This is a genomic window from Xanthomonas hortorum pv. pelargonii, assembly GCF_024499015.1.
Classification (GTDB): Bacteria; Pseudomonadota; Gammaproteobacteria; order Xanthomonadales; family Xanthomonadaceae; genus Xanthomonas; species Xanthomonas hortorum_B.
Genome location: NZ_CP098604.1, coordinates 1,745,304 through 1,764,174 on the forward strand (window position 1 = coordinate 1,745,304; position 18,871 = coordinate 1,764,174).

17 protein-coding genes, 1 tRNA gene and 1 pseudogene are annotated in these 18,871 nt (G+C 61.9%); 6 read left to right on the forward strand and 13 right to left on the reverse strand.

From position 1 onward, the window contains the following. Positions 1–8 precede the first annotated feature (8 nt). The 5 genes and pseudogenes from virB5 to NDY25_RS07830 all read right to left on the reverse strand — a co-directional run. Positions 9–719: a P-type DNA transfer protein VirB5 gene (virB5, locus tag NDY25_RS07810; RefSeq protein WP_168960101.1), complete on the reverse strand. Its 711-nt coding sequence runs from the start codon at positions 717–719 to the stop codon at positions 9–11. Positions 720–931: 212 nt separating this feature from the next. Further along, a complete protein-coding gene (locus tag NDY25_RS07815; RefSeq protein WP_168960100.1) occupies positions 932–1,204 on the reverse strand; it encodes a hypothetical protein in 273 nt (90 codons plus the stop codon). 6 nt (positions 1,205–1,210) lie between these two features. After that, entirely contained in the window at positions 1,211–1,498 is a 288-nt protein-coding gene (locus NDY25_RS07820) for a hypothetical protein (protein ID WP_081374062.1), read from the reverse strand. Positions 1,499–1,663: 165 nt separating this feature from the next. Further along, a protein-coding gene (locus NDY25_RS07825; RefSeq protein WP_256627981.1) for an IS5 family transposase occupies positions 1,664–2,427 on the reverse strand; the annotation gives its coding sequence in 2 pieces (ribosomal slippage) (positions 1,664–2,112 and positions 2,112–2,427; 765 coding nt in all). 1,216 nt (positions 2,428–3,643) lie between these two features. Further along, positions 3,644–4,604: pseudogene (locus NDY25_RS07830) on the reverse strand (IS5 family transposase); the annotation flags it as partial. Between the two features lie 129 nt (positions 4,605–4,733). Between NDY25_RS07830 and NDY25_RS07835 the strand changes: the two are divergent. Further along, on the forward strand, positions 4,734–5,714 hold the full coding sequence (locus NDY25_RS07835) for an IS5 family transposase (protein WP_256627865.1): 981 nt from the start codon (positions 4,734–4,736) through the stop codon (positions 5,712–5,714). Between the two features lie 115 nt (positions 5,715–5,829). Here the strand turns inward: NDY25_RS07835 and NDY25_RS07840 are convergent, their stop codons facing one another. The 5 genes from NDY25_RS07840 to dtd all read right to left on the reverse strand — a co-directional run bounded on the left by NDY25_RS07840 (position 5,830) and on the right by dtd (position 10,269). Next, complete coding sequence (locus tag NDY25_RS07840) at positions 5,830–6,906, reverse strand: site-specific integrase (protein ID WP_168959930.1); 1,077 nt, start codon at positions 6,904–6,906, stop codon at positions 5,830–5,832. Between the two features lie 85 nt (positions 6,907–6,991). Continuing rightward, positions 6,992–7,067: transfer RNA gene (locus NDY25_RS07845), tRNA-Ile, on the reverse strand. A 280-nt stretch (positions 7,068–7,347) separates the two neighbouring features. After that, positions 7,348–7,671, reverse strand: a complete 324-nt coding sequence (locus NDY25_RS07850) for a DUF6566 family protein (RefSeq protein ID WP_168959929.1) — start codon at positions 7,669–7,671, stop codon at positions 7,348–7,350. Between the two features lie 174 nt (positions 7,672–7,845). After that, on the reverse strand, positions 7,846–9,723 hold the full coding sequence (gene rpoD, locus NDY25_RS07855; RefSeq protein ID WP_256627866.1) for an RNA polymerase sigma factor RpoD: 1,878 nt from the start codon (positions 9,721–9,723) through the stop codon (positions 7,846–7,848). Positions 9,724–9,828: 105 nt separating this feature from the next. Continuing rightward, on the reverse strand, positions 9,829–10,269 hold the full coding sequence (dtd, locus tag NDY25_RS07860) for a D-aminoacyl-tRNA deacylase (protein ID WP_168959928.1): 441 nt from the start codon (positions 10,267–10,269) through the stop codon (positions 9,829–9,831). Here dtd and NDY25_RS07865 point away from each other — a divergent pair. Next, positions 10,268–11,284, forward strand: a complete 1,017-nt coding sequence (locus tag NDY25_RS07865) for a lauroyl acyltransferase (RefSeq protein ID WP_180336614.1) — start codon at positions 10,268–10,270, stop codon at positions 11,282–11,284. The genes dtd and NDY25_RS07865 overlap by 2 nt on opposite strands. A 241-nt stretch (positions 11,285–11,525) precedes the next feature. On the opposite strand, the gene NDY25_RS07870 is transcribed toward NDY25_RS07865, so the two are convergent. Further along, entirely contained in the window at positions 11,526–12,047 is a 522-nt protein-coding gene (locus NDY25_RS07870) for a GNAT family N-acetyltransferase (protein ID WP_115039600.1), read from the reverse strand. Between the two features lie 245 nt (positions 12,048–12,292). On the opposite strand from NDY25_RS07870, the gene ribA reads away from it, so the two are divergent. The 3 genes from ribA to NDY25_RS07885 all read left to right on the forward strand — a co-directional run bounded on the left by ribA (position 12,293) and on the right by NDY25_RS07885 (position 15,544). After that, positions 12,293–13,426 (forward strand): GTP cyclohydrolase II RibA, encoded by a 1,134-nt coding sequence (ribA, locus tag NDY25_RS07875; protein WP_168959926.1) that lies wholly within the window; start codon positions 12,293–12,295, stop codon positions 13,424–13,426. Positions 13,427–13,565: 139 nt separating this feature from the next. After that, on the forward strand, positions 13,566–14,042 hold the full coding sequence (locus tag NDY25_RS07880; protein ID WP_168959925.1) for a PH domain-containing protein: 477 nt from the start codon (positions 13,566–13,568) through the stop codon (positions 14,040–14,042). Further along, positions 14,039–15,544: a PH domain-containing protein gene (locus NDY25_RS07885; RefSeq protein WP_168959924.1), complete on the forward strand. Its 1,506-nt coding sequence runs from the start codon at positions 14,039–14,041 to the stop codon at positions 15,542–15,544. The genes NDY25_RS07880 and NDY25_RS07885 overlap by 4 nt, the downstream gene beginning before the upstream one ends. Positions 15,545–15,655: 111 nt before the next feature. On the opposite strand, the gene NDY25_RS07890 is transcribed toward NDY25_RS07885, so the two are convergent. Beyond that, positions 15,656–16,714, reverse strand: a complete 1,059-nt coding sequence (locus NDY25_RS07890; RefSeq protein WP_256627867.1) for a CDP-glycerol glycerophosphotransferase family protein — start codon at positions 16,712–16,714, stop codon at positions 15,656–15,658. Here NDY25_RS07890 and NDY25_RS07895 point away from each other — a divergent pair, their 5' ends adjacent. Then, the gene (locus NDY25_RS07895; RefSeq protein WP_168959922.1) at positions 16,715–17,539 is read left to right on the forward strand and encodes a glycosyltransferase family 2 protein; all 825 of its coding nucleotides are present in this window, start codon (positions 16,715–16,717) and stop codon (positions 17,537–17,539) included. Here NDY25_RS07895 and NDY25_RS07900 read toward each other — a convergent pair. After that, a complete protein-coding gene (locus NDY25_RS07900; protein WP_168959921.1) occupies positions 17,524–18,795 on the reverse strand; it encodes an O-antigen ligase family protein in 1,272 nt (423 codons plus the stop codon). The two genes, NDY25_RS07895 and NDY25_RS07900, sit on opposite strands and share 16 nt — an antisense overlap. Positions 18,796–18,871: the final 76 nt, after the last annotated feature.

Sequence of the window (18,871 nt, forward strand, 5' to 3'; positions counted from 1 at the left end):
TAACCTCCTTAGAATTCGACCGGTTTCAACGGGGAAAATCCGCGACGCGCATTCATTTTTGCGTCAATCTCGTTTTGACGTTGCTCCTGAATTTTGTCCTCAGCCTGTGCCATCATTTGAAACAATTGAATTCTAATCTGCTCGTTGGCGATCATGGCTTGCTCCGACGCGATCCGTCCTTGCAATTCGGCGATCGACTTTGGGTCCTGTGTTTGATTTATTTGCCGCATCAAGGAATCTATTTGATCCAGGCGTGATTTTGCCGCTGCATATGCAGCTGTTGCGAAGGCTTTGTCCTGAGAAGGCTTTACGGCCGCCGCCTGGCAGGCTGTGCGCGCATCGGCTTGTGGCACCGAAGCACAAGCGTCATAGACCTGATTCTGATTGTAGATGCTTGCTGCACTACCACTAAGCCCGTTATAGCCGCCGCTGCGCACAGAGTCGTAGACGTTCTGCCAATCGGATGGCAGGTAATCGCGTAGCGCAGGGTTGTTCATGATCTGACCCAGACCGCGCGGGCCAGTGACTGCCTCGTATTGCTTCTGCATTTGGTTGAGCTGACCGACCATTTGATCGTACTGCGTCTTCCACTTCGCCATTGTTTCGATTTGATTGGTGACCGCTGGTAGGTCTGAAGTGACCGTCACAGGGACTTGCGCGTTGGCATAGCCGCCGAACATGAGCAGGCCGGCGAGAAGAAGCGATTTGATGATTTGCATGAGTGCCACTCCTATTGCGTTAGGAGGACGAGGCCGACTGTTCCGGCAGGGTCAGGAGGGGCTTAGCCCCCGTAGCCGCGCCTGTATGGCGGTGGGCTGACTATGCGGCCATTCTGCTCATGGCTGTCAGGGCCTTCTTTTCAGCCCGGCACCCGGTACGCACGAAGCGTTCTTGGGGCAACTCGACCCAGGGTCTTGGAAACGTATCGTCTTTACCAGCTGCTTCGGACGATGATTAGATTTTCGCTCAAATACGGCACATCCGCCAGATCTTCCAAGGCCTGATCGACGGTGCGGAACCATAGCTGCATGCCATGACTATCGACAATTACTCGGGATTCGGTGCCGTCATCGATACGCATGGCGTATCCCCTCTTTCGTTCGGCATATAAGATCACCTGAATTTCCCCTCTTCTTTCCAGACTGTCACAGTAGTCTTCGAGGTTACGAAAAGATAAAGATTTATCAGGCGTCGTGGTGCTCATTAGCTTTTACGTTTTCACCCTAAGCATTGCACCTATCTGGTCCATGTACGGCTTGCTGGCCCCTGGTGATGATCGCTGAAGGCTACGAACTGGCTCAATCGCTTTCTTCTCGCTCGCTTTCCTTCTTGCTTCCGATACCGCCACTCCAGCGACCGGCTCAAATTCACCTCTCTCGTAGCGCGAAACGATGGCTCTTAGCCAACGTTCTGGGGTGGTCTTGATGCTGTTGGTCGAAAGCACTCCGGTAAGTTCGTCTAAGAGAACCTGTGCTTCGTCAAAGTCGATTCCAGCCATCAGCAGTTCCAATGCACGCCTTTGTGGCGTGTTTAAGGAGTGCGGCCAAACAAGTTCTCTTCCAGCCGGGACACCTGCATCTGTGTCGTCAAGTTCGTTACCGCTGATGACCTTACACGCAGTGGGTTGTAGTGGTTTTTCATCAATAGTCTCAACTAGGGCCTGTTAACACATCCGAAGCCCATCAACGACTAGGACGAAGCTGAGGAATCCAAGGAACATGACATCCAGCTTCTCGAAGCGCGAGAAAATCCGGCGGTAGCCTTTCAAGCGACGGAACAGTCTCTCCACTTCGTTACGCCGCTTGTACATCTCCCGGTTGTATTCCCAAGGCTCGACCCGATTGGATTTCGGCGGGACCACCGGCACGAAGCCAAGATCGAGCGCCAACTGGCGGGTTTCGTTGCCTTCGTAAGCACGGTCCATCAACAAATGAATCGGCCGCTCCACTGGCCCCAGGTGTTCAAGCAACGCGCGGCCTGCAGGTGCGTCATGCACGTTGCCAGGCGTCAATCCAAAGGTGATGGCTGTTCGAGCATCTGCGGCAACCATATGAATCTTGGTGTTCCATCCACCGCGAGACTTGCCGACGGCCTGCGGGCCGTTTTTTTTAATGCACCCGTGCCATCGGGATGGAGCTTGACGCTGGTGGAGTCCAGCGAGACTGCTTCGATCTTGATGCGCACGATCTGGGACTTCTGCAATTGGGCGAACATCCGGTCCAGCACACCCGCCTTGGCCCAACGGTTCATGCGTGTGTAGACCGTATGCCAGTTGCCAAAGCGCTTGGGTAGGCCGCGCCATTTGCAGCCATGCTCGGCAACGTAAAGGATGGCGTTGACCACTTGCAGGTTGGTCATGCTGACATTGCTGCGCTGCGCCGGCAGGCAGTGTTCGATCAGAGAAAATTGTGCTGGCGTGATCTCCATACCCAATAGTTTAATCGCTCGGGCCATTAGTGTTAACAGGCCCTAAGTTGGTACTGCTCTTCTTGGTACTACTTACACTTGGTTTACCCCCCTGTCTACCAAGGCCTGACAGGCCATTGGATGAGTCGCCATGGCTTGGACGCCCATACCCCGGTTTTTGGGGGTATGGTTCAGGGTCTGACGTAGTCGTAGCAATGTGCTGCTTAGGTGTATCTGTAACAACTTGCAACCACTTTATTTTCCCTTGCGAATCACGCACCCGCTTTTGCTGGAAGTAGCCAGCAGCTTGCATTTCTCCCCGAGCGCGAAGCCACTGCTGCTCGCTCAACTTGAAGGTCTTACGTACATGCCAAATATTCAATTTGAAATCAGAACTTCTCCCTAGCATCCAGGATAGGACAACACGCGCCGTCCATCCCACTCGATGATCGGTCAAGATGTCATCTGGCACTGCCGAGTAGGTGCGGCGCTTGATGCTGATAAATTCGCTCATGACCAGACTAGCCTGCGACGCTGTTGGCAGGTATTACTTCTCCGTCAAGTAACAACGCGTTCTTGACTTGAAGCGTTCGGAAGTAGACTCGCCTCCCTACACGCAACATTGTGGGCCTGAGCTTTCGAGAAACCTCGTTATTCGAGTACAGCGCTACACGCATTCCGTCGGGAGAACGCCCTAAGAGAGCGGCAACGTCAACCAGCTTCATAAGCGGCCCATACTTCTGCAGTAGATATTCTTCAGTTGTCATAGGAGTGCATGTACCTACGGTTGGTTTCTGTAGATGCACATCCTCATGACTTCGAATCCATTGGTCAAACATCACGGAAAATTGCTCAAATACCAAGACGCTCTATATTGGCGTTGTTGCCAAGCACCCCCATATCGGCTGACAACCTACTTTCAGCTGGAAATAAGCCTAAAAACAGCGAAACACAGAGGTACAACAAATCCTACTTCCGTACACTTACGCCCTTAACGAAAACCAAATTAATACGTTTTGGTCGTGGCTCATAAAGTGCATTTGAGATAAAAAAGCGCATCTCGAGCAGCTATCAAGCAGCAGATGCAAGCTCCGATTTACGTATCAGCTAGGGAAGGTCTGAACAACGAGGCCTGAGAGTGCGGAATGTCGCATCGTTCCGGAGAGTCGCGTTTGGATTTTAGGATTTTCGCCATTTCTGGCGCTTTCCATGGGAATTCCCGGTTACAGGCGCACGCTCCCATGGCAGGCAGTAACTGCTTTCGCTTCATCCACAGATTGGAGAGCGCAAACAAGGTCAGCACGTGTGCGGTGTTCTTAGCCAGGCCGCGATAGCGGACCTGGTGTAACCGAACTGGCGCTTGATCACCCGGAACGGATGCTCCACCTTCGCGCGCACGCTGGCCTTGAAGTGTTCCCAACGCTGTTCCCGAGCACGCTCGCGTTTGTTGCCGATGGCTTGCAGCGTCGAGGGCCTGGCGGCAATGAAAATGCAGCCTTGCAGGTCTGCAGTTCTTCGCGTTTGTCCGCACCGGTGTAGCCGCTGTCGCCGAACACGCTGTCTTCTTTGCCATGCAGTAATGCGTGCGTCACCGTGACGTCGGCGACATTGGCGGCTGTGCAATGGACGTGGTGCACCAGCCCGGAAAATTCATCCACGCCGATGTGCGCCTTCATCCCGAAATACCACTGATTGCCTTCCTGGTCTGATGCATTTCAGGTCGCGCGCGTGATCGGCGTTCTTGGTCGAACTGGGTGCAGCGATCAGCGTCGCATCGACGATCGTGCCCGACCGCAGGCTCTGGCCCTGCGTGCCAGATGCGCGTTGACCGCGTCCAGCATCCGCGCGGCAAGGCCATGGGTCTCCAGCAGGCGCCGAAAGTTCAAAATCGTGGTCTCGTCCGGAACGTTGTCCAAGCCACCGAGCTGGGCAAACCTCCGCAAGATCGGGATCTCGTGCAACGCTTCTTCCATCGCCGGATCGCTCAACGCATACCACTGCTGCAGCAAATGAATCCGCAACATCGTCGCCAGTGCGTATGGCTGTCGACCAGGGCGTCCCGACACCGGATAGTGCGGTGCGATCAGACCGAGCAAGTGCTGCCACGGAACGACCTGCTCCATCTCGGCCAGGAAGATCTCCCGGCGGGTCTGCTTGCGCTTGCCCAGGCCTTCAGCGTCGCCGAACGTCAGTTGCATGGATTACTCCTCAACATGAGGCGGGTAGTGTCGCGTATCTATGGTGCGTTGTTCAGAGCTTCCCTAGGGAACCTCTGAACGAAGCACAGCAGATGCGCGACACTATTGCCACAGAGTGAGGAATCATCCATGCAACTGACGTTCGGTGACGCTGAGGGCCTGGGCAAGCGCAAGCAGACCCGGCGCGAGATCTTTCTGGCCGAGATGGAGCAGGTGGTTCAATGGCAGCAACTGCTGGGGCTGATCGCGCCGCACTATCCGGTGTCGGGACGCCCTGGTCGACAGCCATACGCACTGGCGACGATGTTGCGGATTCATTTGCTGCAGCAGTGGTATGCGTTGAGCGATCCGGCGATGGAAGAAGCGCTGCACGAGATCCCGATCTTGCGGAGGTTTGCCCAGCTCGGTGGCTTGGACAACGTTCCGGACGAGACCACGATTCTCAACTTTCGGCGCCTGCTGGAGACCCATGGCCTTGCCGCGCGGATGCTGGACGCGGTCAACGCGCATCTGGCACGCAAGGGGCAGAGCCTGCGGTCGGGCACGATCGTCGATGCGACGCTGATCGCTGCACCCAGTTCGACCAAGAACGCCGATCACGCGCGCGACCCTGAAATGCATCAGACCAGGAAGGGCAATCAGTGGTATTTCGGGATGAAGGCGCACATCGGCGTGGATGAATTTTCCGGGCTGGTGCACCACGTCCATTGCACAGCCGCCAATGTCGCCGACGTCACGGTGACGCACGCATTACTGCATGGCAAAGAAGACAGCGTGTTCGGCGACAGCGGCTACACCGGTGCGGACAAACGCGAAGAACTGCAGACCTGCAAGGCTGCATTTTTCATTGCCGCCAAGCGTTCGACGCTGCAAGCCATCGGCAACAAACGCGAGCGTGCTCGGGAACAGCGTTGGGAACACTTCAAGGCCAGCGTGCGCGCGAAGGTGGAGCATCCGTTCCGGGTGATCAAGCGCCAGTTCGGTTACACCAAGGTCCGCTATCGCGGCCTGGCTAAGAACACCGCACACGTGCTGACCTTGTTTGCGCTCTCCAATCTGTGGATGAAGCGAAAGCAGTTACTGCCTGCTATGGGGAGCGTGCGCCTGTGATCCGTGGAATTCCCAAGGAAAGCGCCAGAAATGGCGGAAAATCCGAAGATCCAAACGCGACTCTCCGGAACGATGCGACATTCCGCACTCTCAGGTCTCGTTATTCAGACCTTCCCTAGGCAACCCCTCTTCCGAGTCGGTCCAACTTTGATACAAGATCCTCAGCCCGCAGGTGTGTGTATCGCCGCAACATTTGCATGGATTTGTGACCACTGATCGCAGCAACCTCCTGGTCTGAAAGGCCTGCTTCAACAAGTCGACTGATTGCCTCATGCCGTAGATCATGAAAATGTAGATCCGCCATTCCGGAGTCGCGCTTGAGCTTCATCCAAGCTGGATTGAATTGGTAAGAGCGACGTTTACCGTCTCGCCCAGGCTCGCCATAGAACAGCAGATCGGTGTCGATAGGACGTACAGGGTTGGCCAACGCAACTCGCAACACTCGCACAGCCTCCTGGGTCAAGGGGACAGTCCGCGAACTTCCATTCTTTGTCTGCTGAAGACGGGCCACGCGGCGCACCAAGTCAACCTGGCTGCGGCGCAGGCCCACCAGTTCGGAAGCGCGCATTCCCGTTTCCAAGGCTAAGCGTACGATCCAACCGAGCATCGGATTTGAGTGGCCATCTACTGCGCGAAGCAGGCGCTGCTCCTCGTGCGGAATCAAGCGGCGATCTCGCCCAGGGCCAGGTGGCGGGCGCCGAATGCCTAGCACCGGGCTGTGGATGAGCCCTAGGCCCCATTCCTTCAATGCCACCGTAAACATGTGCCCAAGCAACGCGAGTTCCAAGCGCACCGTGTTGTTACTGCGCGGCCGGCGTTGACCCTGCGCATCCAGGTCTCCGGCCAAGCGTTCGTCGCGGAAGCGAGCAACGATCTCTGCGGTCACCGCCGCCAATGAATAACGGCCAAGATGTTTGATCAGAACTTCGGCACTGCGCACTTCACTGATCTGCGTGACAGGCCGCTTGCCTGGCGTGACTTCGGCCAGGTATCGCCGCATCGCAGCTTCAACGGTAGTGCGCTCGGAGCCGGCGCGGCGGATGTACACACCGCGCACCATCTCATCCTCGGTGCGCCTAGCCCAGTCCTCGGCATCACGCTTGGTGCGGAATGTCTTGATCGCAGGAGGCCATCCAGTCTTACGGATGACGGCCTTCCAAGAACCTGCGGGGGTTTTTACGAGTGTTGCCATAGGTCTCTACTTCCCGGACTGTACCGAAAATGTACCTTTGGCCTCTCTCTTAAGATGAGACGCGTCAGCAAATCATTGATTTTACTGGTGGGCCCACCAGGATTCGAACCTGGAACCAAAGGATTATGAGTCCTCTGCTCTAACCGTTGAGCTATAGGCCCGGCAGGGTGGGTGGCGAGATGCAGGGCATGTCGGACCGTCCAGCTGACGCGAAAGTTTACCTGTCCGTGCGCGTCGCTGTCTGCTGCATCAGGTGTCAATGAGGACGAGTGGCCGCATCTACCTGGGTTTGCGCATGCAGATACAGGAAAGCCCGGCGTGAGCCAGGCTTTAAAGGTGTACGCGCTCAATCTGTCCTGCCGCGGTATTCGAGGGTGAACGATCTAGCGACATACACCTCAGCAATTCCGAATCACTAATCCCCAACCCTCAACCCGGCCACTACGACATCTCAAACTGCGCATCGATCAACTTCCGCCCCGCGTGAAACCCTTGCGCAATAGCGTCCTGATACGTCTCCCAACCAGGCCCCTGGTCGTCGATGCGTGGCTGGCGTTGGCCGCCAAGCGCATACACATCGACCTGCAACGTCCAGTTGGCATCCGGCGCAGCGCGCTCGACGCGTACGCGGATTTCGTGATCGCGGTACGTGGTGGTTTCAAAGCGGCTTTGCCTGCTCATAAGGCGGTCTCGTGTGCGTGCGTCCGTCAACTTAGAAGGCACGGCTAGAACACCACGTGAGCTTTGGAGAAGCGCCGATTTCATGTTGCGGCGCCGTGCGGCTTCGTCGCCGATGCGTGAATGCCGTAGCGCCGCAATACGCTGCCGTGGCACGCATCCCCCGCACTTATTGCAAGTATCATCCTTCGGCTGCCCCATAACGCAACAGCCCCGCAGTTGCGGGGCTGTTGTGATCACTGCGCTGAAATCGCCCTGATATCAGTCGATATCGAGGAACGAGCGCAGCTGCTCCGAACGGCTCGGGTGACGCAGCTTGCGCAACGCCTTGGCCTCTATCTGACGAATCCGCTCGCGGGTGACGTCGAACTGCTTGCCGACCTCTTCCAGCGTGTGATCGGTATTCATGTCGATACCGAAGCGCATCCGCAGCACCTTGGCTTCGCGCGGGGTCAGACCGGCCAACACATCACGCACCGTCTCGGAGAGATTGATGTTGGTGGTGTTGTCGATCGGGGACTCCACATTGGTGTCCTCAATGAAGTCGCCCAGATGCGAATCCTCGTCGTCGCCGATCGGGGTTTCCATCGAGATCGGCTCCTTGGCAATTTTCATCACCTTGCGGATCTTGTCCTCGGGCATGTCCATTTCCTTGGCCAGCTCCTCCGGCGTGGCCTCGCGGCCGAACTGCTGGAGCATCTGACGGGAAATGCGGTTCAACTTGTTGATCGTTTCGATCATGTGCACCGGGATACGGATGGTGCGCGCCTGATCGGCGATCGAACGGGTGATGGCCTGACGGATCCACCACGTTGCATACGTGGAGAACTTGTAACCGCGACGGTATTCGAACTTGTCCACCGCCTTCATCAGGCCGATGTTGCCTTCCTGGATCAGGTCGAGGAACTGCAGACCGCGGTTGGTGTACTTCTTGGCGATGGAGATGACCAGACGCAGGTTGGCCTCGACCATTTCCTTCTTGGCCTTGCGTGCCTTGGCTTCGCCATAGGCCATCGCGCGGCTGATCTCCTTGATTTCGCCCAAGGTCAGGTAGTTGGCCTTCTCCATCTCGATCGAGCCTTGCTGCTCGGAGACGATCTGATCCTTGACGTCGCGCAGCGCCGACGACCACTTCTGCTTGCGCTTGAGGGCGTCTTCCACCCATTCCAGGTTGGTCTGATTGCCTTCCCAGGAACGGATGAAGTCCTTGCGCGGCATGCGCGCCACGGTAGTGGCCAGGTGCAGCACCTTGCGCTCGTGGTCCTTGATGCCGTTGACCACGCCACGCAGCTGGGTGACCAGCGCGTCGGTCAGCGGCAACGGCAGCTTGAGCGTGGTGAAGATGGCGGCCATGTCCTCGCGCGCCTTGACCACCAGCTTGTGCTCGGCGCCGTTCTTGGCATAGATCTTCTTGAACTTGGCGTACTCGTTGGCCAGGTTCTCCATGCGCGTGGCCACTTCTACCGGGTCCGGACCGGTCGGGCCGGCCTCTTCCTCGGCAGCGTCGTCGTCGCCATCTTCGGCGTCGTCGTCGTCGGCAGCATCGTCTTCGGAGACCGCAACCGGGCCAGCGGCGGCCGGCGCCGCGGCGGCGGCATCGGCTTCTTCGATCAGGTCGTTGAAGCCGACCACGATCTCGGCCAGACGCTTCTTGCCTTCCTTGTGCGCTTCGTAATCGGCCAGCAGCATTTCGGTCGACAGCGGAAACACGCCCAATGCTGCCTGGACCTGGCTCAGGCCTTCTTCGATGCGCTTGGCGATGGCGATTTCGCCTTCGCGGGTCAGCAGCTCGACCGTGCCCATTTCGCGCATGTACATGCGCACCGGGTCGGTGGTACGGCCACCTTCGGTATCGAGCGCGGTCAGCGCGGCGGCGGCTTCTTCGGCTGCGGTATCGTCAACCTCGCGGTTGCCGGTGTTGCCATCGTTGAGCAACAGGGTTTCAGCATCGGGCGCAACTTCATGGACATCGATGCCCATGCCGTTGATCATGCTGATGATGTCTTCGATCTGCTCCGGGTCGACCAGGTCGTCGGGCAGATGGTCATTGACTTCGGCGTAGGTCAGATAGCCCTGTTCCAGGCCCTTGCTGATCAGTAGCTTGATGTCGGATTGCTGGGCAGGACGTTCGTTGGCCATGGATGCTCGCGCCACCGGCTTTGAGATTGGAAAGAGGACCTAGCATTATACCAGCGTGAAGCCCCGTCTGCCGGATTCAAGACGAGACCGCTGGTGTAGCGCTGGCTAGGGCCTGAGAAGGAAGGTCACCGGGCCATCGTTGACCAGGTCGACAACCATATGGGCACCGAAACGCCCGGTTTCCACCCCGCCGCGATGTTTTTCGCGGCAGATCGCCACCAATTGATTGAACGCCCGTTCAGCCTCCAGCGGCGGTGCGGCCGTGCTGAAGCCTGGGCGGGTGCCGGAGCTGGTGTCGGCAACCAGGGTGAACTGGCTGACCAGCAGCAGCCCGCCCGCGGTCTCGGTGAGTGAGCGGTTCATCTTGCCGGCGTCGTCGGCAAAGACGCGGTAGCCGAGCAGGCGTTCGGCCAGCCGCCGGATCTGCGCATCGCTGTCGCCGGGTTCGACCCCGACCAGGGCCAACAGTCCAGGACCGATCTGACCGACGCGCTCCGCTTCGACAGTGACGCAGGCCTGGGTGACGCGTTGGATCAGTGCAAGCATGGGCATTGTGGTTGAGCAAACTGTGTCGCGCAGCATGCCCAGCACTGCCCGTACTGTCACGCGCGGGCCTTGGGCGGCCGCGCTGTTTAGAATTACGCGGATGAAACCTGATGCTCGCGCTCGCCTGCTCTACGCCACTGCCGCCACCGTGGGCCGCTTGCCGTGGCCGCTGCTCAAACGTGTGGCCGACGCGCTGGCCTGGAGCTGGCGCAAGCTCGATGCGCGCGAGAGCCGCGTGGCACGTCGCAACCTGGAGTTGGCGTACCCGGAACTGGATGCCGGCCAGCGCGCGCAGCTGCATGCGCAGGTGCTGCGTTCGACCGCGCGGCAGACACTGGAAGTGCTGCGTACCTGGACCCGCCCGCCGGCCGAAAACCTGGCACGCCTGCAACGCAATGGCCAGGAGCTCTACGACGCAGCACTGGCCTCCGGGCGCGGGGTGATCGTCGCCGCACCGCACTTCGGCAACTGGGAATTGCTCAATCAGTGGCTGTCCGAACGCGGGCCGATCGCGATCGTGTACCGCCCGCCGGAGTCGGACACGGTGGACGGCTTCCTGCAACTGGCCCGTGGCGGCGACAACGTGCGTCAGGTGCGTGCCGAAGGTCCGGCGGTGCGGCAGTTGTTCAAGGTGCTCAAGGACGGCGGCGCGGTCGGCATCCTGCCCGACCAGCAACCGAAGATGGGTGATGGCGTCTTTGCGCCGTTCTTCGGCATTCCGGCCTTGACCATGACCCTGGTCAATCGGCTTGCCGAACGTACCGGCGCGATCGTGCTGTACGGCTGGTGCGAACGCGCCGGTGGCGATCTGCAGTTCGCGCTGCATGTGCAGCCGTCGGACCCGGCGGTGGCCGATGCAGACCCGGTGCGCGCGGCCAGCGCGCTCAATGCGGGCATCGAACAGATCGCCCGGCGCGACCCGGCGCAATACCAGTGGACCTACAAGCGCTACACGCTGCGCCCGCCAGGCAGCGGCGAGGCCAATCCGTATGCGACGGAGCGGCATCCGCACTAGATTAGCCAGCACACCGACGGCACGGCTACGTTTTGCTAGCCGCTCCTGGCTGCAGATCCTGTGCAACAGATCCCGTGCAACGCTGCGTTGACACGCAGCGCATTCCGATCTTCTCCATCGCAGACAGCCACTGGGTGAGGCCGCGTCGCAGTGGCTCGCTACATCGCCCGACCGCTCAGCCCGGCTCAAACAAGGGTGCGAACAGAGCGCGGCACGCCGTGTCGGCGCCAGGCAGCACTATTCAATCGTCGTGTGGATCGGCCGGTGTGGCCAGAATGCGCTGATAGAACGCCAGATCCAGCCAACGCCCGAACTTGAAACCGGCCTCGCGCACCGTGCCGGCGTGGGTGAAGCCGAATTGTTCGTGCAAGGCAATGCTGGCCTGATTGCTGGCATCGATGCCGCCGACCAGTACATGCACGCCGCGCTCCTGCGCCGCGGCGATCAAGGCCTGCAGCAGCGTGCGCCCCAGCCCTTTGCCGCGATGGTCGCGGTGCACGTAGATCGAATGCTCCACGCTGTACTTGAACGCCGGCCAGGCGCGGAACGTGCCGTAGCTGGCAAAGCCCATCAACGTGCCGTCGGCGTCTTCCACACCGATCACCGGAAAGCCGCCCGCCCGCTTGGTCGCAAACCAGCCGACCATGCTCTCCGGCGGCCGCGGCTTGTAGTCGTACAGCGCCGTCGAGTTGGCGATGGCATCGTTGAAGATGTCCAGGATGGCGCTGGCGTGGCGGGCTTCGCTGCAGTCGATAAGAGACATGGGGTCCTAGGCGGGCAGAGGGTCTTGGGATTAAAAAGCATTGCCGGGCGATGAACAACGCGACCGGCATGCAACCAATCGGCGCCTGCTGCGCCACCCAGTCTGCAGCCGCTGGATGCACCGTTCCACCGCGCCGTGGCGACCGGGCGTTGCGAACCACGCGACAATGGCGTCACGCGACCACCCAGTGGCTGCGGCGGCGGCCGCCTTGAAGCGGCCGTGGCAATCCCCATCTGGAGTCGTGCATGAGCAGCCCCGTCCCCTCCCCCAGCGCACACGCCTTCGGTGATCCGGCGGCGATCCGCTGTGAGCGCGCCGCCTCCGAACTGCGGTCCGGCCGCCCGGTGCTGCTCACCGCGGCGAGCGGGCAGTCGCGCGCGGTGTTGGCGTTGGACAGCAGCACCGCGCAGTCGTATGCGGCCTTCGCGCGTGCGGCGCAGGGGCGTCACTATCTGTTCGTCACCCCGACCCGCGCCCAGGTACTGGGCTTGAGCGCGCAGCAGGGCGCGCGCGTGGCGCTGATCGAACACAGCTATGACCAGCTTGCCGCGCTGGCCTACCTGCGCGATACCCCGGTGCCGACGCAGTGGACACCCGGCGATGCACTGGACGCAGGCTCAGTGGAGATCGCGCGTCTGGGACTATTGCTGCCGGCGATGCTGGCGGTAGACCTGCGCGACGCAAACGACCAGGCCGCCTTCGCCGGCTGCCAGTCGCTGGCGCTGGACGATCTGGCCACCGGCTGCGCCAAATCCGCCGCCGCCGGCTACGAGCTGGTCACGCGTACGCCGGTGCCGTTGCGCGGCCTGGGCATGAGCGAATTCGTGGTGTTTCGAGGCGGGGTGGCGCAGCGCGACCAGGTGGCGATCGTGGTCGGCCAGCCCGACCTCTCGGCTGCGGTGCCGGTGCGCGTGCATTCCTCGTGCCTGACCGGCGATCTGTTCGGCTCGCTCAAATGCGATTGCGGTGATCAGCTGCGGCACGGCCTGGCCAAGCTGAAAGACCTCGGCGGCGGCGTGCTGCTGTATCTGGACCAGGAAGGCCGCGGCACCGGCATCGCTGCCAAGATGCGCGCTTACGGCTATCAGCATGCAGGGCTGGACACCATCGATGCCGATGCGCAGCTGGGCTTCGGCCCGGACGAGCGTCGCTACGGCAGCGCGGTGGCAATGCTGCGCGGCCTGGGCATCGGCCGGATCCGGCTGTTGACCAACAACCCCGCCAAGGCCGAACGCCTGCGCGCGGCCGGCATCAGCGTCGAAGACCGCATCCCGGTCACCGGCGACATCACCCCCGAAAACGAGCAATACCTGCGCACCAAGGCCGCCCGTGCCGGCCACGCGCTGGATGTGGATGCGCTGATTCTGGCCGCGCAGTAAGCGCGGCCTGCGCCGGATGCGCCCGCCCTCGGCGCCCGGCTATGCTTGCGCACCGCTTCTGCAGGCCAGCCTAGTGCACGACGCTCCACCTCCGCACCCCGATGTCATCGTCCCAGCCGCTCCGGCAGAGAGTCCGGCCGTGGACCACGCGCAGTGGCAGGCGCTACCGCAGCGTGGCGCCTATGTGGCCGGGGTGAACGGCGCACTGGGCGGCGGATTCGCCGGGCTGATTGCCGCTGGCGTGATGGCCACCGCGCTGCACGCCTGGGGTTACTGGCCGGTGGTGCTGGGTGTGACGTTGGTGGCCGCTGCACTGGGTGCCTGGTTTGCGGTCAAACGCCATCGCCTCACCCATTGGAAGCTCGACCAGCATGGCCTGGCGCTGCAACGCGGCCACCTGTGGCAGAGCGACACACGGATTCCGATCTCGCGCGTGCAGCATGTGGATCTGCGCCGCGGCCCGATCGAGCGCGCCACGCGCCTGACCACACTGGTGGTGCACACCGCCGGCAGCCGGCTCAATGCTGTGGCGCTGTCCGGCCTGGATCAGGACGATGCCGAGCGGTTGCGCGACCGCCTCGCGCGCCAGCTCGATCACGACGACGACGCGCTGTGAGCGCGATCGAACATCCCGGCGACGCCGAACAACGCCTGCACCCGCTGTCGTGGATGTTCGTGCTGCTGCAGCAGATCCGCCAGTTCCTGATTCCGCTGGCCGCGCTCGTGTTGTTCGGCAGCCGCGACGGCAGCCGCGATTTTGCCGACCACATCGCCACCGGCGTGGTGATCGCGGTGCTGGTGGCGATTTCGGTGCTGCGCTACTTCACCTACCGCTACCGCATCGGCACCGACGGCGTGGCCATTCGCAGCGGCCTGCTGGAACGCAGCCGGCGCGACATCCCGTTCGCGCGTATCCACAACGTGGTGGTGCATCAATCGCTGCTGCACCGGCTGGCCGGCGTGGCCGAAGTGCGGCTGGAATCGGCCGGTGGCCACAAACCCGAAGCGGAAATGCGCGTGCTGCGGCTGGATCAGGCACTGGCGCTGGAAGACCTGATCCGTCGCCGCGCGCAGCACACCGATGCCGCCGCGCCGCAGGTCGACAACAACAGCAACACGCTACTGCGCCTGCCGATGGGCGAGGTGATCCGGCTGGGGCTGATTTCCAATCGCGGCATGGTGGTGGTGGCAGCCAGTTTCGGTGTGATCTACCAGATGATTCCGCGCCGCACGGTGTCCAACTTCGTCGAACACAATGGCGAGCTGGCGTATCGCTATGTCAGCCAGATCCATCCGGGCACGGCACTCACCGCCGCGTTGGTGCTGATCGGCTTTTTAGCGGTCTTACTCGCAATGCGCGCGCTCTCTGTGGCCTTGGCGGTGGCGCAATACCATGGCTTTCATCTCAGTGAATCCGAGCGCCGTCTCACCGTGGAGCGCGGCCTGCTGACGCGCGTCCGCAGCAGCGTGGCGTTGCGGCGGATCCAGTCGTGGACGCTGTACGAAAGCCGCCTGCATCGCCTGTTCGGCCGGCGCCAGTTGCGCGTGGACACTGCCGTGGCAGGCACTGGCGATAACGAAGGCAGCGCGTTGAAGGAACTCGCGCCGATCGCCGACCCGCAGCGCTGCGATGCCTTGTTGCAGCGCCTGCTGCCCGGTGCTGCCTGGCCGCCTGCGCAGTGGCAATCGATCGCCACGCATTGCTGGTGGCGGCTGAGCCTGCCCACGTTGCTGTTGCTGCTGCCGCTGATGGCCGGCCTGGCCTGGCAATTCGGCAGTCAGGCGGCGTGGGTGTTGCTGTGGTTGCCGTGGAGTGCGTTCAAGGCGCATCGCCAGGTGCAGCGCATGGGCTATGCGCTGGATGCGCGGTATGTAGCCGTGCGCGGTGGCTGGTGGAAGCGTTGGTGGCGGCTGGCCGAACTGGACAAGCTGCAGGCGCTGCAACTGCAACGCTCGCCGCTGGATCGGTTGTCCGGCACCGCCACGCTCTGGCTGGACACCGCCGGCGCCAGCGCAACCGGCCCGGCGTTACGCCTGCGCTTTGTGCCGTTGGCACAGGCGCAGCAGCTGCAGGCACAACTCGGTGCGGCGTTGACGCGGCGCAAGCTGCGCTGGTGATTGGTGATTGGTGATTGGTGATTGGTGATTGGTGATTGGTGATTGGTGATTGGTGATTGGTGATTGGATCAGCGATCGCTGATCGGCATTGGCATCGCGCACCACCAGCAATCAACGTTGCGCCGGCCCCCAGTACCCGAGTTCGCGCCGAATCTGCAGCCCGCGCCATAGCGCACCCAACGGCTTGCGTCGCACCGGGCCGAGCTTGCCGGCGATGAAGTCCTCGGTCGCGGCAATCACCCGCGCCGACGATTGCCCATCGCGATATGGATGGATCGCGTCGGCATAACTGGCCAGCGCGCTACGCAGCGCCGCATCCGGCGCCAGTGCGCGCGCCAGTTGCTGCGGCAACTGCTCTGCTTGCTGAAAGTCGAGCATATGCGGCTGCGGCACGCGGTTGCGAAAAGTCACCACCGGTTTGTGCTGCACCACGAATTCGGACACGATCGATGAGGTGTCCGACACCAGCACATCGGCCGCACGCTGCGCGGCCGCGACCTCTTCGGGTTCGACGAAGCGGGCATTCGGCCCGGCCAGCGCGCGATAGCGATCGAACAGTTCTGGCGCGCACTTGGGATGCAAGGTCAGCAGCCAGTAGTGCGTACCGCGCGATATATCGGCGGCGATCTCAGCATAGAGCGCAGGCGCAGCGCTCAAGCGCTCGGTAAACGTGGAGCCGAACAGGATCACAGGCCGCCCGTTGGCTGGCGCGCGCAACGCGGCGCTGCGTCCGCCATCGTCGCGGAACACCGGGTCGAGCTTCGGCCAGCCGGTTTCGACCACTGCAAAATGCCCTTCGCGCGTGGCCAATGCACGAAACGGCGCCGTGGTGGCCGGACCTTGCGTGCAGTACAGATCGAACAGACCGCGCACGCGGAAATGGCCGCGATTGTCTTCGCGCTTTTGCACGTTGAAACCATGGAAGAGCTGCACCTTGGCGCCGGAGATAAACGGCGGCACCCAGTTGGCTGCGCTGAACACCGCACGCGGACCCAGCGCCAGCGCCTCGCGCAGGCCGACCTCGCGCACACCCGGCAAGGCCAGCCCACGCGCACCGCCCTCGAACCAGGCCGACACGGAGTGGCCGCGGGTCTGTAATGCCTGCGCCAATGGCGCCAGAATAGGCAACGCGTAACGCTCCGTTGCGAACAGCAGGTACTCGGCCATCACATGTCCTCTTTGACCGCACCCGACGAACGGCCGCGCATCAGCGCCTGCATTATCGCGTTCAACGAGGCCGATCGCCTACGCGACTGTCTGAGCTCGCTGGCGTTCTGCGACGAGATCGTGGTGGTGGACTCCGGCTCCACCGACGCCACCGTGGCGCTGGCCACTGCGCTTGGCGCACGCGTGTTGCAACGCGACTTCGACGGCTATCGCAGCCAGAAGGCGTATTGCGTCGAACAGGCCAGCCACGACTGGGTGCTGTGCCTGGATGCCGACGAACGCGTCAGCGATGCCTTGCGCAGCTCGATCATCGCCGCGCGCGATGCGGGCTTCACCGAGGCGGCCGGCTATCGCTTCGCACGGCTGTCGGATTACTTCGGCCGCTTTCTGCGCCATGGCAATGCCTATCCCGATCGCGTACTGCGCCTGTTCGATCGCCGGCGCGGCGGCTGGCGCGGCAAGCGCGAGATCCACGAAGCGGCGAGTGTGGATGGAACCGTCGTCACCCTGCCCGGCGATCTGATCCATTACCCGTATCGCTCACTGGCGCAGCAGCTGGCCAAGACCCAGCGCTATGCGCAGATGATGGCCGAGCACGAGTACGCACGCGGCAAACGCGCGACCTGGAGCAAGCTGGTGCTGGCGCCGGCCTGGCGTTTCTGGCGCGGCTATCTGCTGCGTGGCGGTTTTCGCGATGGCTGGCACGGGCTGATCTACGCCTATGTGCGTGCCAACTACGTGCGCCAGAAGACCATCATGTTGTGGCTGCTACAGCACAACCAACCGGTGCAGGACCCGCCGCGTGCGGACGATCAACGCAGCGACTGAGATGCAGCCTGCTGCGCCTGACGCGCTGCCAGGCCAGCCAGCACACCGACCATCGCCGTGTAGAAACTCGCCGAGACCTGATGCGCGAACATCGATTGGGTCAATCCACATAGCGCGTAGCTGATCACGATCATCACGCCGGCCGCTGCCGGCCCGCGAAACTGGCGCTGCCCGCTGCGCCGATGCAATCGCACGAAGATCCACAGCGGCACGCCATACACCGCGATCAACAGCAACAGGCCCGGAACGCCCTGCGTGGCGCCCCATTCGGCCAGATCGTTATGCGCGTGACCCAGATGACAACGCAGCAACCAGGTATCGCCGGCACACACCGGCAACTCGCGCATCGCATCGTCGAAACGCCCGACGCCCACGCCAGTGAGCGGATGCGCGCGCAAGGTATCCCAGGCCACATGCAGCCGCTCGATGCGGGCGCCGGCAGACGAATCGCTGTCGCCGACCTCGTAGCGTTGCAGGTCTCTCTGCAATTCACCCAGACGCATTTGATCGGTCAAGGCCGGCACGCTGACGATCACGCCCACCGCCAGCACGGCGCTACCGATGAAGGCCAGCAAACGCATGCGCGGGCTATGCCAGGCCGCGCCCCAGATCAGCACACCCAGGGTCACCAGCAACGACAGGTACACACCACGGCTGCCACTGAGCACGATGACCACCACCGCAGCGATGGCCGCGCCGACCAGCCAGCGCACGTTGCCCACCGGGCGACAGAACACCGCCACCACCAGCAGCATCAGCGCGATATCGGCGAACACAATCGCGTTGGTAAAGCCTTCCGCGCGGTCGGCACCGTTCATCACCTGCAACAAGGCGATCAACATGGCTGCGAACACGCCGGCTAGTGCGCCGCGCCACAACCAGACCTGGCGCGGCTGCAGCGCGTACGCCCACAACGCAGCCCACGGCAGCACCAGAAAGCGCGAGCGGTTATCGACGTCGCGCAGCCCATGTTCGAACAGGGCGATCGACAGCAGCGACATCGCGATGACCGCCGCCGTCAGCCAGCCCAGCGCACGCAGCGACCCATCGCGCGTGACGATGCCCGCACGCAGGTTGCGCCAACCCACCAGCGAACCGAGCAGCAGGCACACGCCGAACGGCAGCAGGCCGCTCGGCATGCTGACCACCAGTGCGGTCATCAGGAACACGCCCAGTTCGGCGATGCGCACGCCTGCCCGCGATGCGATGGGGGCAGCCTGCGACAGCGAAGCGGGTTGAGTGGGCAAGGAATTCATCGAGCATCGGTGGCGAAAGGGAGGTAAAGCGGGCAACACTCAGCGGCAATGCCGGCCAAGCTAACGATGCCCCGCA

What these genes read in the sequence shown, in the direction of transcription:
- NDY25_RS07900 (WP_168959921.1), bottom strand. Translation starts at nt 18,795, where the DNA reads ATGAATTCCTTGCCCACTCAACCCGCTTCGCTGTCGCAGGCTGCCCCC.
- rpoD (WP_256627866.1), bottom strand. Translation starts at nt 9,723, where the DNA reads ATGGCCAACGAACGTCCTGCCCAGCAATCCGACATCAAGCTACTGATC.
- virB5 (WP_168960101.1), bottom strand. Translation starts at nt 719, where the DNA reads ATGCAAATCATCAAATCGCTTCTTCTCGCCGGCCTGCTCATGTTCGGC.
- NDY25_RS07895 (WP_168959922.1), top strand. Translation starts at nt 16,715, where the DNA reads ATGTCCTCTTTGACCGCACCCGACGAACGGCCGCGCATCAGCGCCTGC.
- ribA (WP_168959926.1), top strand. Translation starts at nt 12,293, where the DNA reads ATGAGCAGCCCCGTCCCCTCCCCCAGCGCACACGCCTTCGGTGATCCG.
- NDY25_RS07835 (WP_256627865.1), top strand. Translation starts at nt 4,734, where the DNA reads ATGCAACTGACGTTCGGTGACGCTGAGGGCCTGGGCAAGCGCAAGCAG.
- NDY25_RS07870 (WP_115039600.1), bottom strand. Translation starts at nt 12,047, where the DNA reads ATGTCTCTTATCGACTGCAGCGAAGCCCGCCACGCCAGCGCCATCCTG.
- NDY25_RS07815 (WP_168960100.1), bottom strand. Translation starts at nt 1,204, where the DNA reads ATGAGCACCACGACGCCTGATAAATCTTTATCTTTTCGTAACCTCGAA.
- NDY25_RS07840 (WP_168959930.1), bottom strand. Translation starts at nt 6,906, where the DNA reads ATGGCAACACTCGTAAAAACCCCCGCAGGTTCTTGGAAGGCCGTCATC.
- NDY25_RS07865 (WP_180336614.1), top strand. Translation starts at nt 10,268, where the DNA reads ATGGGCATTGTGGTTGAGCAAACTGTGTCGCGCAGCATGCCCAGCACT.
- NDY25_RS07820 (WP_081374062.1), bottom strand. Translation starts at nt 1,498, where the DNA reads ATGGCTGGAATCGACTTTGACGAAGCACAGGTTCTCTTAGACGAACTT.
- dtd (WP_168959928.1), bottom strand. Translation starts at nt 10,269, where the DNA reads ATGCTTGCACTGATCCAACGCGTCACCCAGGCCTGCGTCACTGTCGAA.
- NDY25_RS07850 (WP_168959929.1), bottom strand. Translation starts at nt 7,671, where the DNA reads ATGAAATCGGCGCTTCTCCAAAGCTCACGTGGTGTTCTAGCCGTGCCT.